We start from the raw sequence: 13,647 nt of genomic DNA, 5'->3' as shown, positions 1-13,647 counted from the left end.
ACGACACCCGGGGCGTGTGGGGCTGAGCCTCAACCCACCTCCCTGTCCACTGCGCCGCTGAGAATTCTCAGCGGCGCAGTTGTGTTCCAGACAGCCTGCAATGGCCGCGGGGTCGGCGGCGTAAGGTGGGACTCAACTGCTCCACTGCAGAACGAGTACACCTCGTTTCAGGTAGTGGAGACCGCTATAGCTACCGCCCACCGCTGTGCTGAGGAGAAGAATTGACCGCTGAACCGATCTGGCTTCCCGACCCCGACCAGACCCCGCAACCGCAGATTGCCGAGTTCATCGACTTCGCCAACCAACGCACCGGCCAAAACCTGGCCGGATATGACGATCTGTGGAAATGGTCGGTGGACGACCTCGACGGATTCTGGGGCGCAGTCTGGGACTTCTTCGACGTCATCGCCGATGAGCCCTACACCGAAGTCGTCGCCGATCGGACCATGCCCGGCGCCACCTGGTTCCCTGGCACTCGGCTCAACTACGCCGAACACGCCTTGCGGGCCGGTCTTGATGACACACTCGCCGACGAACCGGCGATCATCACCATCAAAGAATCCGGCGAGCACCTTGAGACCACCTGGCGCGAACTACGTCGCCAGGTCGGTTCCGTCGCCGCATGGCTGCGTGAGCAAGGAGTCGGCCAGGGCGACCGCGTAGTCGGCTACCTGCCGAACACCCACCACACGCTCATCGCCTTCCTCGCCTCCGCGTCCATCGGCGCCATCTGGTCCGCCTGCGCCCAGGACTACGCGGCCGAAGGTGCGGCGACGAAACTCGGCCAACTCGAACCGACAGTGCTCTTCGCCGCCGATGGCTACCTGTGGAACGGTCAGGCTTTCGACCGCCGCGACCAGGTCGCGGAATTGGCCAACCGGATGCCGAGCCTGCGAGCCGTGGTTGGGGTGGGCAACCTCGGCGAGGAATTCACCGATGAACACGGTCAGATCACGAACCTTGTCACCTGGGACGATATCGCCTCCGGGGATGTTGAACCCGAGTTCGCGCGCGTCGATTTCGATACCCCGCTGTGGGTGCTGTACTCCTCGGGCACGACGGGGATTCCCAAGGGGATCGTGCACAGCCACGGCGGGGTCGTCATCGATCATCTGCGCCTGCTGGGTCTCCACCTCGACATTCGCCCCGGTGACCGGTTTTTCTGGTACACGAATACGAACTGGATGATGTGGAACCTCGTCGCCTCGGCGCTGGTGGGCGGTGCGACCACGGTGTGCTTCGACGGCAGCCCCCTCTATCCGGGGCCGGGCCGGCTGTGGGAGATCGCCGCGGACACGAAGGCCAATGTGCTCGGGGTCAGTCCCGGGATCTTCCTAGCCGGGATGAAGGCCGGGATCGAACCCGGCACGGAGTTCGACCTCTCCGCGCTGCGGACGATCGGTGCCACCGGCGCCCCGGTGCCCGCCCACTGCTTCCCGTGGGTGCGCGATGCCGTCGGCGAACGCGTGCAGTTGGCCTCGACGAGCGGCGGCACCGACGTCGTCAGCGGCTTCGCCGGATCCGCCCCGAACTGTCCGATCTGGGCCGGGGAACTCTCACGGCCCATCCTCGGTGTGGCGTTGGAATCCTGGGACGACTCTGGTCAACCTTTGGTTGGCGAGGTCGGCGAGATGGTCATCACCGCACCGATGCCGTCGATGCCGGTGAAGTTCTGGAACGATCCCGACGGTGAGCGCTACCACGATACGTACTTCTCGATGTTCCCCGGAGTCTGGTGCCACGGCGACTGGATCACCATCACCGACCACGGCAGCGTCATCATCTCCGGCCGCTCGGACGCCACCCTCAACCGGCAGGGCGTGCGCCTGGGCAGCGCCGACATCTACGACGTCGTCGACGGCATCCCCGAGGTGGCCGAATCCCTGGTCATCGGTGCCGAGCAGCCCGACGGCGGATATTGGATGCCGCTGTTCGTCGTCCTGGCTTCAGGGGCTGCGCTCGATGATTCGCTTCGGTCTCGGATCGTAGGCGAACTGCGGACGAAAGCCTCGCCGCGGCATGTTCCCGATGACATCATCGCCGTTCCTGCCATCCCCCACACCCGCACGGGCAAGAAGCTCGAGGTGCCCGTCAAACGCCTCGTCCAAGGCCACCCACTGGAGAAGGTCGCGAACCCGGACGCCGTGGATTCGTTCGAGGCGCTGGAGTACTTCGCGCGGTTCGCGAAGGGCAGAGAAGACTGAGGGACAGCCTCGAACGCGACTTCACAGCGACTCCTCTCTTCTGGTGGCGTGATCTCCACCCCTGCAATGTCTCGCCCGTGGAAGTTGTTGATTCTGCGGGGACAGGGCAGAGTTATTGAAGTGAACCTCAGAAGGAGTATTCAGGGCGGTGTTGTGGCGCTCGCCCTCGTGCTGTCGGGGTGTTCGTGGTCCGATTCGCAGGGCTCATCATCCTCTGCGGATCAGACTCCGGAGCCGAGTCCTTCTCCGACCGAATTCGAGCAGTCATTCGCGGGCTCTGTCAGCGGTGAGACCGCCACGGTCACTGCGACGGCAGAGCAGACCGGCCCCGGGTTCGCTGCCGACAATATCGGCGTCTCCTTCGAAGCTACTGGCCTGGCCGACCCCCGGCTCGATCCCGCGCAATCCAATCTCGACGAGCAGCTGAAGTCGCTCGGATCGCCGGCGCTGCGGTTCGGCGGCAATGCTCTCGACCGGAGGACGTTCTGGACGTCGAAGGGAGAGAAGCCGAAGCACGACGAGAAAGTCACCGTCACCCCCGAGGACCTGGGGAGGCTGAAAAAGCTCGTCGAGGCCACCGGTTCCTCGGTCACCATCGGCATTCCCCTGGGAACCTACGACCCGGAACGTGGAGCGGACATGGCCGCGCACGCGGTCGACATCCTCGGCGATTCCCTGGTCGGTCTTGCCATCGGCAACGAGCCGAACGGCTACACCGTCGACGATGTGCCCAGCGGCGCCGTACGCGGCAAAGGCTGGAACAAGGACAAATACGTGGGACAGCTCGAGGCGTATGCCAAAGCCATCCATGCCAAGCGCCCCGAGGCTCCGATCATCGGTCCCGATGTCTACGACGGGGCATGGATGGATGCGTTCGCAGGCTCTGATGTGAAGCACAAGACCGCGATCTCGCAGCACTGGTACCAGCTCTACGAATGCGACTCGACTCACGTGCCGGGCCGGGGCCCGCAGGCGGCGAACCTCATCGATCCGCTGGCGAAACAGTCGGCGAAGAAGAACCTCGGCATCGGCAAGGACAAGGCCGATGCGGCCGGGCTGCCGCTGTGGTTGGAGGAGACGGGGCCGACGAGCTGCCCGGGCACGAACGACACCTCACTGACGAATGCCTCGGCGCTGTGGGCGGCCGACTTTACACTGTACGCGGCCACCATCGGCGTCGACCGCATGGCCATGCACTCAATGCTCGGAGCCTGCAACGGAGGAGCGCCGATGTCGCTCATCTGCGATCCGGCCGACCACGGGGACCGGTCGAAGGCGTTCCAGGTGCGGCCGAACATGCTCGGACTGCGGCTGCTCGTGCCCAGCCTCGGCGGGAAGTTCACTCGGACGGCGGTCAAGGGCGGTGGGAATATGAGCGCCTACACGGTGGTCAAGAACGACGGTCGCACCCTGGTGACGACGGTGATCAACGCGAACGACGCAGCGACGGTGGGTGGCAATCCTGTGACGCTGTCGATACCTTCAGGTTTCTCTGTCGATTCAGCCTCGCAGGTTCATGGGGTGTCGAACGATGTCAAGAGCGCTACGCAGGTGGTGCCGGCTAATCCGCTGCCGGCTGATGTGCCCTTCAGAGGGAAGGACATCGATAGTGCGAGCGGGTCGGATGGAGCGAGGTCGTCGGCGGCTTCGAGTGGCGGGGCGGATGATGGCAAGCTGCGCATCGACCTTGCTGGGAGCTCGGTGACGGTCTTTGTACTGTCTCAGGGGTGAGTGGCAGTGAACAAGGCGGGCACTCGGTTTCCACCGGGTGCCCGCCTTGTGGGACTGCCAGGCTGTAGCTGACTGTCAGACCTGCTCAGAACAGGTCGCGCAGCAAGTTCTTCCTGATCTTGCCTGTCGAGGTCTTCGGCAGGGCATCGATGAACTCCACGCGCTTGGGTGCTTCGAAGCCGCTGAGACGCTCCCGCACATAGGCGAGAATCCCGGCTTCGACCTCCTCGGCCGCCTTCTGGCGAACCTCAGGGTCCGCCTCGTCGGCGGACGGTACCTTGTCGCTGAGGACGACGGCGGTGACCGCTTCGCCCCAGCGAGCATGCTCCGTGCCGATGACGCTGCATTCGATGACTCCCGGTGCATCGGAGAGGATCCGCTCGACCTTCATCGATGACACGTTCTCACCGCCGGTCTTGATGATGTCCTTGACTCGGTCGGTGAACCAGATGACGCCTTCCTCATCCATGTACCCGATGTCGCCGCTGTGGAACCACCCATGCCGGAACGCCTCTTCATTGGCATCGGGACGGTTCCAATACCCGGCAGTGACATGTGGTCCGCGGTAAACGATCTCTCCGACCTCTCCCACAGGCAGCAAGTTGCCCCCGGGATCCATGATCCGGGTCCGCACTGTCGGTGAGGAGACTCCCCAGGACGCGTTCTTCCCATGGCGATGCTCGGACCGCTGGAACGTCGTGGCAGGGACCACTTCAGTCTGGCCGGAGCCCAGGACCTTCCTGGCATGAGGCATCATCTCGTCCATGCCGGCGAGGACTCGCTCAGGCATCTGCGCCATCGCATACATCGCGGTGTCGACCGAGGAGAGGTCACGCGGCTGCCGCGAATTCTCCGCCACCAGTGCCGCCCACATCATAGGGAGCCCGACGAACGATGTGGCGTGCTCCCGCTCGATCGCATCGAGGACAGCGCCGGGGTCGAAGCCATGGTGGATGACGAGCGTCCCGCCCATGAACAGCACGGGTTTGGCCAGTGTGTTCAAACCGGTGACGTGGAACAACGGCAGACAGACGACCGTGATGCCCGGCTTCTGCGCCCAGCCTTCGCCGAGCAGCATCGAATTCGACATCACCCCGGTGACCACCGAGGAATGTGTCACCAACGCGCCCTTGGGCCGACCGGTCGTACCCGAGGTGTACATGCACTGGACGACGTCGTCGCTGCCGATGAGTATTCTCAACTCCTCATCAACCGGGGTCGCGAGCAGCTCCGACAGGTCCCGACGCTGGTAGGCGGAAGACGCATCTGCCTGAGTGCTCGTTCCATCGGTCTCTGCGGATCCGATCGTGGCGGTCCCTGAGGAGCGGACGACGGCGGTCCTGATCGTCGTGCCGAGCTTCACTGCGGCGTCGACGAGCGGGAGCATCGCATCATCGACGAAGACCAGGCTGGCGCCCGCATCATCGAGGATCCAAGCAATGTCGTCGGCAGTGAGACCGTAGTTGATCGGCAGAACCACTCGACCCGCCTTCGCAATGGCAAAGTAGATCGGCAGAAACTCGTAGCTGTTGGCGACGATGACAGCAACGGGCTCACCCTGCTCGGGCGCATCCGGCAGCTCAAGCAACCCCCGGGCGATCGCCTCGGCGTCGTGTTCGAGCTGTGCATAGGTGACGCGGCGATCACCGTCGATGACCGCGGTCTTCCGCGGGGACTTCTCCGCCGCGCGAGTCAGCGCATCACCGACGGTGTTGCGCCGGGCCAAGTTGAGATCGTAGTCATCGATTCTGGTCGTATCGGATTTCATTTCGTCCTCTTCATTGGGGTCGAACGGTGGGGTTCAAACGGTGTAACCATCAATTCGGGAAAGAACCTGCAACATGACCTCATCGGCGCCGCCGCCGATCGAAGACAGTCGAACGTCGCGGTAGAACCGGCTGGTCCAGTTCTCCTCCATGTATCCCATTCCGCCGTGGTATTGGAGCGCGGCATCGGCGACCTCGCGCATGAGCCGACCGGCGGTGAGCTTTCCGATCGTCGCCTCACGGGTGATGTTCTCCCCCGCCTCGAACTTCTGGCACATCTGTGCGTTGAGCGCGCGCAGCAACTCCAACTGGGCGGAGAGTTCGGTCAGGCGGAACACCGGGTACTGCCGTGTTGCCAGTGGTGCGCCGAAGACTTCTCTGGTCTTTATGTACTCCTGTGTCTTGGCCAGAGCCCATTCGCAGGCCCCGACCGCGGTGAAGCACACGGAGAGCCTCTCCAACACGAACTGGCCCATCTGCTGCTGGAACCCACGACCGATCTCTCCGATGGTGTTCGAGACAGGCACACGTACCTCATCGAGTCGCAGCTCCACCGTGTCGGAGGCGCGGTTGCCGAGTTTGTCCAGCTTCCGTGCAACTTCAAATCCCGGGGTGTTGGCCGGCACGATGATCTGCGACATGCCCCTGTAACCGCCCTCATCCGAGGTGCGCACGAGCATGCAGAACCAGTCGGCCTGCGTGCCATTGGTGATGTAGACCTTCGATCCCGAGATCACCCAGTCATCTCCCTCACGCCGGGCCCGAGTGGACAAGGTCGCGACATCTGAGCCGGCACCCGGTTCGGTGACGGCGATCGCGGCCACCTGACGGCCCTCGAGAGCCGGTCGGAGGTATTTGTCCTTGAGCTCCTGGGATCCGAACTCGGCAAGCGAAGGGGTGGCCATGTGCATCTGCACATTGATGGCCATCGAGATTCCCGCAGTGTTGCCCCGGGCCAGTTCCTCGGCGAAAACCCGCTGGTACTCCATCGGGGCACTCTCGCCGCCATCGGCGACATCATGGCTGAGACCGAGGAAACCCTGCGCCGCCAGCTTGGAGAACAGCTCATGCGCGTCGAAGGTGCCGGCGGCTTCCCACTCCTCCATCCGCGGGACGATCTCCTTGTCGCAGAAGGCACGTACGCTCGCGCGGAACTGCTGAAGTTCAGTGTCTGATTCTGTCATCGGGATCCTTTCGATCATTCTCCCCAGGCGGCCTGAGGACCGCCAGGCGGCGGTCTGCCGGCGAAGGATCGGCAACGTCGACAGACTCAGTGCCGCCGATCCGACGGTGACGGACAACACATTATCGACAAAAACCAAAACAATCAAGCGTGATTGATTGTGGCCGAAAAGTGTGCCAGCATGAATTCGACGGGCTCTCGCCCGGACTTCGCGACAGGAAGGATCGCTGACATGGACGCCTCCACCGCTCATGAGCTCTTCACTCTCCCCCGCACCACACGGGAGGTGACATCATGACGACGCTCAGAATCGGAAATGCTTCGGGCTTCTTCGGCGATAGGTTCTCCGCCTTCGCAGAAATGGTCGAAGCCGGAGTCGATGTCATCACCGGTGACTACCTCGCCGAGCTCACCATGCTGATCCTCGCACGGCAGAAAGCGAAGGACCCGGAGCGGGGCTATGCCAGCACGTTCCTGTCCCAGCTCACCGAGCAGCTGCACACGATCGCAGGCTCACAGGCACGGGTCGTCGTCAACGCCGGGGGCATGAATCCTGCCGGCCTGGCCGAAGCCATCCGCACCGCCGCACACGAGGCCGGCCTCGAGATCCCTGTGGCCCATATCGACGGCGATGACCTCACCGACCGCGCGAACACACTGGGACTGGGCACACCGCTGGCAGCCAACGCCTACCTCGGCGGATTCGGAATCACCGAAGCACTGCGGGCCGGGGCACGCATCGTCGTCACCGGTCGCGTCACCGATGCCGCTCTGGTGACCGGACCCGCCGCTTGGTTCCACAACTGGGCCCGCGAGGACTACGACCAGCTGGCCGCAGCCATGGCAGCCGGACATGTCATCGAATGCGGGATGCAGGCCACCGGCGGCAACTTCTCCTTCTTCACCGAGATCCCGGACTTGCGCCGGCCCGGGTTCCCGATCGCAGAGATCGAAGCCGACGGCAGCTGCGTCATCACCAAACCGGCCGGCACCAGTGGCGCCGTGACTGCAGAGACCGTCGTCTCCCAACTGCTCTACGAAGTCAGCGGAGCCCGCTATGCCGGACCCGATGCCACCGTGCGCCTGGATACGATCACCGTGACCGACCTCGGCGACGACCGCGTGCGCCTGGACGGTGTGCGCGGTGAAGCCCCACCACCGGAGCTCAAGGTCTCCATCACTGAGATCGGAGGCTTCCGCCAGGAGATCACCGCCTACCTCACCGGGCTCGATGCCGAGGCCAAAGCAGACCTCGTCCAGGCACAGTTCGCCCACGCCCTTGAGCTCTCCGGTCTCCCCCGTCCCCACAACATGGAGTGGACCCTCGCGCGCACCGACCGTGCCGACGCGAACGTCCAGGAAGAGGCGAGCGCACGCCTGAGCCTCGTCGCACGTGATCGGGACCCGAAGACGGTCGGCCGACAGTTCGCGAACCTGCTCGTCGAATTCGCCCTCGGCACCGTTCCCGGATTCTTCGTGGCAGCACCACCCGGCGAAGCCTCGGTCTACGGCCGGTTCCGCCCCGGAAAGGTGTCTCAGTCCGAGCCCATCCATCGAACCCACCATGACGATGAGACATCACTGACGATTCCCGCACCAACCGAATTCCGCGGGCTCGAACCGACGTCGCTGGATGCGCACAGTCCAGCTCCGGCTAATGGCCGGACATCGGCCCCGGCAGGTTCCCAAACCCCGGCTCCCGCCCACCGGTCAGGCACCACGGACGTCACCCTTCCGCTGGGCCGGCTCTTCGGCGGCCGCAGCGGTGACAAGGGCGGAACGGCCAACATCGGATTGTGGGCGCGCACCGAAGCCGCCTGGCAGTGGCTGCGATCCGAACTGACCCACGATGCACTGCGGCGTCTACTGCCCGAATTCGCCGACGCCGCCCTCGACCGGGTGGAGCTGCCCAACCTCCGCGCCGTCAACTTCGTCGTGCACGGGGCACTAGGAGAAGGCGTGGCCTACGGGGCCCGATTCGACCCGCAGGCGAAGGGTGTGGCGGAGTGGCTGCGCAGTCGCAGCATCACCGTCGACGCCGACATCGCAGGATCCGTCAACTTGGATGACTTCTTCACCGCCGAGCACACGCCCGCCTCGGCGTCGTCCGGGTCGGATGCCGCAGCAGGCGAGAGCTGAACAGACGAAGCAGAACTTTGACCACCTGAGCTACGACCGAACCGGAGCGAATCCCATGACAGTCCTGTCCACCACTCTCGATAAGAACTCCGAAGAGTATCAGCGGGCCACAGCGGCGATGGAGGCCAAACTGGCCGACACCGACGAGGTCTTCGCCCAACTCGCTGCTGCGGGGGGCGAGCGCGCCGTCGCCCGGCACCGCGACCGCGGCAAGCTCACCGCCCGGGAGCGCATCGAGCTGCTCCTCGACCGTGACACCCCCTTCCTCGAACTCTGCCCCTTCGCCGCCTGGGGGTCGGACTTCCCCGTCGGAGCCAGCGTCATCGGCGGAATCGGCACGGTCTCCGGCGTCGAATGCGTCGTTCTGGCCAATGACCCCACGATCGCTGGCGGCACCTCGAACCCCTTCACGCTGAAGAAGCAGCTGCGCATCATGGACATCGCGCTGAAGAACGAGCTGCCCTTCATCTCACTCGTCGAGTCGGGCGGAGCGAACCTGCCCACCCAGAGCGAGGTGTTCATTCCCGGCGGTGATTCCTTCCGCCGCCTGGCCGAACTGTCCAAGGCCGGCATTCCCACGATCTCCCTCGTCTTCGGCAATTCGACGGCCGGTGGCGCCTACCTGCCGGGCATGAGCGATCACGTCATCATGATCGATGGCCAGTCGAAGGTCTTCCTCGGAGGTCCCCCACTGGTCAAGGCCGCCACGGGTGAGATCAGTGACGATGAGTCCTTGGGTGGGGCCTCGATGCATGCCCGCACCAGCGGGCTGGCCGATCACTTCGCCGTCGACGAACCGGATGCGCTGCGCATCGGCCGTCGCGTCGTCGCCCGCCTCAACCACCGCAAACAGGGTCCTACACCGGGACCGGCGGTGGCTCCGGTGCACAGCCAAGAGGAGCTGCTGGGCATCGTGCCGGAAGACCTCAAGATCCCCTTCGATCCGCGTGATGTCATCGCCCGCATCGTCGACGGCTCCGACTTCGATGAATTCAAACCGCTCTACGGGGCCGGCATGGTCACCGGCTGGGGCCGGATCCACGGGTACCCGGTCGGGATCATCGCGAACGCGAAGGGAGTCATCTTCAGCGAGGAGGCGCAGAAGACGACCCAGTTCATCCAGATCGCCAACCGCCAGGGCACACCCCTGATCTTCCTCCACAACACCACCGGCTATATGGTCGGGCGCAGCTATGAGGAAGGCGGCATCATCAAGCACGGCTCGATGATGGTCAACGCGGTCTCCACCTCGACCGTGCCCCACATCTCCCTGCTCATCGGCTCCTCCTACGGGGCCGGGCACTACGGCATGTGCGGGCGGGCCTTCGATCCCCGGTTCCTCTTCACCTGGCCCTCGGCGAAGTCCGCGGTCATGGGCGGAGCACAGTTGGCCGATGTCGTGACCTCGGTGGCCAAGGCCTCCGCGCAGGCACGGGGCAAGCCCATCGACGCAGAGACCCTCGAGGTCCGCAGGGCCGCGACCGAGAAGCAGATCGATGACGAATCCTTGCCGCTCTTCCTCTCCGGCCTCGTCTACGACGATGGGATCATCGACCCCCGCGACAGCCGCACCGTCCTCGGTCTCTCGTTGTCTGCCATCGCCAACGCCCCGATCGAGTCCGATCGGTCCTACGGAATCTTCAGGATGTGAGTGCCCTCATGAATGCACAACCGACAGCAGCCACCACACGCCCCATCACCCGAGTCCTCGTCGCCAACCGAGGCGAGATCAGCCGTCGCGTCTTCGCAGCCTGCCGGGCCCGCGGCGTCGGCACCGCCGCCGTGTTCTCCGACGCAGATGAGCACGCTGCCTTCGTCGCCGAGGCCGATGTCGCCGTCCGTCTGCCCGGAACGTCACCGTCGGAGACCTACCTGCGCGGTGACCTCGTCATCGCCGCGGCACAGTCCATGGGCGCCGACGCCATCCACCCCGGGTACGGGTTCCTGTCCGAGAACGCCGAGTTCGCCCGCGCCGTCGTCGACGCCGGGCTGGTGTGGATCGGACCCGATCCGGAGTCCATCGAGCAGATGGGCTCCAAGGTCGAATCGAAGCGACTGATGGAAGAGGCCGGAGTTCCCGTCCTCAAGGAGCTGGACCCGGAATCCATCACCGAGGCCCAGCTGCCGGTCCTCGTCAAGGCCTCGTCCGGCGGCGGCGGGCGCGGAATGCGCGTGGTGGAGAACCTGGACGAGCTCACCGAGACCGTGGCCGCGGCCTCCCGCGAAGCCGCGAGCGCCTTCGGCGACTCCACCGTCTTCTGTGAACGCTACATTCCCACCGGCCACCACATCGAGGTGCAGGTCTTCGGCGACCGGGCAGGGACAGCATGGGCGGTGGGCGAGCGCGAATGCTCGATCCAACGCCGGCACCAGAAGGTCGTCGAAGAGGCCCCGGCGCCGCTCGTCGAACGGCACGGCCAAGCAATGAGGGACCGTCTCTACGAGGCCGCCCGCAACGCCGTGTCTCGGATCGGATATGTGGGCGCCGGGACCGTGGAGTTCCTTGCCGATGCCGACGGGTCCTTCTACTTCCTGGAAATGAACACCCGCCTCCAGGTCGAACACCCCGTCACCGAATGCACCACCGGACTCGACCTCGTCGGGCTCCAGCTCGACCTGGCCGCAGGCGGCTCCCTCACCGGCACCGAGCCCACAGCCAGCGGCCATGCCATCGAAGTCCGCCTCTATGCCGAAGATCCGGCAGATGACTGGGCCCCGCAGGCAGGTCCCGTGCGAGCCTTCGACATTCCCGGCACCGAAACTCGTTTCACCCTGCCGGAACCGGGACGCCCGAGTGTCCGCGTCGATGCCGGGGTCGAAGCCGGCGAAACCATCAGCACCTACTACGATCCGATGATCGCCAAGGTCATCGGGGTTGCAACCACCCGTGAGGCCGCGGCGCGAGTCCTCGCCGCGTCCCTGGCGCGGATGAGCTGGGACGGTCCCCGCACGAACGTCGACCTCCTTGTCCGAGTGCTGCGGGAGGCCGACTTCCTGGCCGGGTACACGGCTACGTCCTACCTGCCAGAGCACCCGGAGGTCTTCGACCGACTGGTCGACGAGGCGACCCTGGCCACATCCGCGATCGCCGCGGCCCTGTCAACGGCGGCGGCACGCGCCGAGGGCGGTGTCGCCGGCCCTGAGGACGTCGTCTCCACGGGAGGGACGGAGAGTGCTGAATCCGCCCTCGCCGAGTCGATCGCACGGGACAATCCGCGCCCCCGCATCGGCGGCTGGCGCCTGTTCCATCCGGACTGGCGCACCCGCGCCTACACCATCGACGGGCACGACCATCCGATCATCTACCGCCAGCGCCGGGATCGCTGGGAGGTCTCTTCCGACTCGATGCCAGAGGGCTCACAGGTCGACGTGGTCTCGGTGGATCCCTCGACGGTGCGGTTGAGCATCGATGGGATCGAACGACGCTTCCACGTCACCCGGCATGGACGACGCATGCTCGTGTCCACCTCGGCGACATCTCTCACCCTGGTCGAGGCCGAACGTTTCACCGACCCGCAGGCGGTCGTCGCGCCGGGCAGCCTGCTGGCTCCGATGCCGGGAACCGTGATCCGGGTCGGCGCTGCCGTCGGTGACACGGTCACCGCGGGACAGAAGGTCATCTGGCTCGAAGCGATGAAGATGGAACACGCGATCACGACTGACGCAGCAGGCATCGTCGAAGAGCTGCGCGTGTCTGCAGGCGATCAGGTCGACATGGGGATGATGCTCGCCGTGATCGCCGAGGAGTCTGAACCGGAGGAGGGACAGGAATGAGCGTCGTGACGTATACGGTCAAAGGGTCGACTGCCACGATCACACTCGACTCACCCGGCAACCGCAATGCCATCAGCGAAGCACTGCTTGAGGGCATCGACGAGGGCATCAGCCAAGCCGTTGAGGACGAGACTGTGCGCAGCCTCGTCCTCACCCACACCGGCACCGTCTTCAGCGCCGGCGCCGATCTCAAGGGCAGCTCCAAGACAGCCGACCCACGTGCCCGCGCGCAGGCGGCCAACTCAGTCATTCGTCGTTTGCTGACATGTCCGAAGCCGGTCATCGGTGCCATCAACGGACATGTCCGCGCCGGCGGTATGGGATTCACCGCCGCCTGCGACATGGTCGTGGCGGGCCCACAGGCCACCTTCGGCCTCAGCGAGGTCAGGATCGGAGTGGTCGCGGCGATGATCGCCCCTGTCGTGCTGGCCCGCCTCGACGACAGGACGGCCGCGGACTGGCTGCTGCGCGCCCGCACCGTGACGGCTCAGGAGGCGATGGCTGCGGGCTTCATCACCCACGCTCTGCCCGCCGACGGGCCCAGCGTCGATGACGTTGTCGACGACATCCTGACCGATCTGCGCAAGGGAGCCCCGCAGGCACTGGCCGCGTCGAAGTCGATCGTCAACCGGGCCGTGCTCGCAGCGATGGACAGCCGTGAAGCCGAGATGATCGACCTGTCCGGACAGTTCTTCTCCAGCAGCGCCGCCAAAGCGGGGATGCAGGCCTTCTTCGATAAGACGCCTCCCCCATGGGTCGTCGAGACATGACCACCGCGCGCAGGGGCCGTCTCTGCTCCGTCGCATCGCCGATCGAGGGGCCGGTCGGAATCTCTTCCCCGGCCCCCTCC

Annotated in this window: 8 protein-coding genes; 6 read left to right on the top strand and 2 right to left on the bottom strand. The window is 65.1% G+C overall.

Features of this window, described 5'->3' with window-relative positions; genetic code table 11:
• Positions 1 to 221 precede the first annotated feature (221 nt).
• Together AAFP32_RS01715 and AAFP32_RS01710 are read left to right on the top strand one after the other, a co-directional pair.
• On the top strand, positions 222 to 2,204 hold the full coding sequence (locus AAFP32_RS01715; RefSeq protein ID WP_350270363.1) for an acetoacetate--CoA ligase: 1,983 nt from the start codon (positions 222 to 224) through the stop codon (positions 2,202 to 2,204).
• Positions 2,205 to 2,357: 153 nt separating this feature from the next.
• The gene (locus tag AAFP32_RS01710) at positions 2,358 to 3,935 is read left to right on the top strand and encodes a hypothetical protein (RefSeq protein ID WP_350270362.1); all 1,578 of its coding nucleotides are present in this window, start codon (positions 2,358 to 2,360) and stop codon (positions 3,933 to 3,935) included.
• An 85-nt stretch (positions 3,936 to 4,020) separates the two neighbouring features.
• Here AAFP32_RS01710 and AAFP32_RS01705 read toward each other — a convergent pair whose 3' ends face one another.
• The gene (locus AAFP32_RS01705) at positions 4,021 to 5,703 is read right to left on the bottom strand and encodes an AMP-binding protein (protein ID WP_350270361.1); all 1,683 of its coding nucleotides are present in this window, start codon (positions 5,701 to 5,703) and stop codon (positions 4,021 to 4,023) included.
• Positions 5,704 to 5,736: 33 nt separating this feature from the next.
• Positions 5,737 to 6,885 carry an acyl-CoA dehydrogenase family protein gene (locus AAFP32_RS01700; protein WP_350270360.1) on the bottom strand — a complete coding sequence of 383 codons (1,149 nt, stop codon included), beginning with the start codon at positions 6,883 to 6,885 and terminating at the stop codon, positions 5,737 to 5,739.
• A gap of 293 nt (positions 6,886 to 7,178) precedes the next feature.
• On the opposite strand from AAFP32_RS01700, the gene AAFP32_RS01695 reads away from it, so the two are divergent.
• The 4 genes from AAFP32_RS01695 to AAFP32_RS01680 are packed head-to-tail and all read left to right on the top strand — an operon-like array spanning position 7,179 to position 13,567.
• Positions 7,179 to 9,023, top strand: a complete 1,845-nt coding sequence (locus tag AAFP32_RS01695; protein ID WP_350270359.1) for an acyclic terpene utilization AtuA family protein — start codon at positions 7,179 to 7,181, stop codon at positions 9,021 to 9,023.
• Positions 9,024 to 9,078: 55 nt separating this feature from the next.
• On the top strand, positions 9,079 to 10,674 hold the full coding sequence (locus AAFP32_RS01690; protein WP_350270358.1) for an acyl-CoA carboxylase subunit beta: 1,596 nt from the start codon (positions 9,079 to 9,081) through the stop codon (positions 10,672 to 10,674).
• Positions 10,675 to 10,682: 8 nt separating this feature from the next.
• Positions 10,683 to 12,797 carry an acetyl/propionyl/methylcrotonyl-CoA carboxylase subunit alpha gene (locus tag AAFP32_RS01685; RefSeq protein WP_350270357.1) on the top strand — a complete coding sequence of 705 codons (2,115 nt, stop codon included), beginning with the start codon at positions 10,683 to 10,685 and terminating at the stop codon, positions 12,795 to 12,797.
• Positions 12,794 to 13,567: an enoyl-CoA hydratase-related protein gene (locus AAFP32_RS01680; RefSeq protein WP_350270356.1), complete on the top strand. Its 774-nt coding sequence runs from the start codon at positions 12,794 to 12,796 to the stop codon at positions 13,565 to 13,567. Before AAFP32_RS01685 ends, AAFP32_RS01680 begins: the two co-directional genes overlap by 4 nt.
• Positions 13,568 to 13,647 lie beyond the last annotated feature (80 nt).

The sequence above is a fragment of the Brevibacterium sp. CBA3109 genome (assembly GCF_040256645.1).
In the GTDB taxonomy this organism is placed as follows: Bacteria; Actinomycetota; Actinomycetes; order Actinomycetales; family Brevibacteriaceae; genus Brevibacterium; species Brevibacterium koreense.
This window is presented reverse-complemented; position numbering and strand designations above follow the sequence as displayed.

Coding starts and splice junctions, on each gene's coding strand:
- AAFP32_RS01685 (WP_350270357.1), top strand. CDS start 10,683: ATGAATGCACAACCGACAGCAGCCACCACACGCCCCATCACCCGAGTC.
- AAFP32_RS01695 (WP_350270359.1), top strand. CDS start 7,179: ATGACGACGCTCAGAATCGGAAATGCTTCGGGCTTCTTCGGCGATAGG.
- AAFP32_RS01690 (WP_350270358.1), top strand. CDS start 9,079: ATGACAGTCCTGTCCACCACTCTCGATAAGAACTCCGAAGAGTATCAG.
- AAFP32_RS01705 (WP_350270361.1), bottom strand. CDS start 5,703: ATGAAATCCGATACGACCAGAATCGATGACTACGATCTCAACTTGGCC.
- AAFP32_RS01680 (WP_350270356.1), top strand. CDS start 12,794: ATGAGCGTCGTGACGTATACGGTCAAAGGGTCGACTGCCACGATCACA.
- AAFP32_RS01700 (WP_350270360.1), bottom strand. CDS start 6,885: ATGACAGAATCAGACACTGAACTTCAGCAGTTCCGCGCGAGCGTACGT.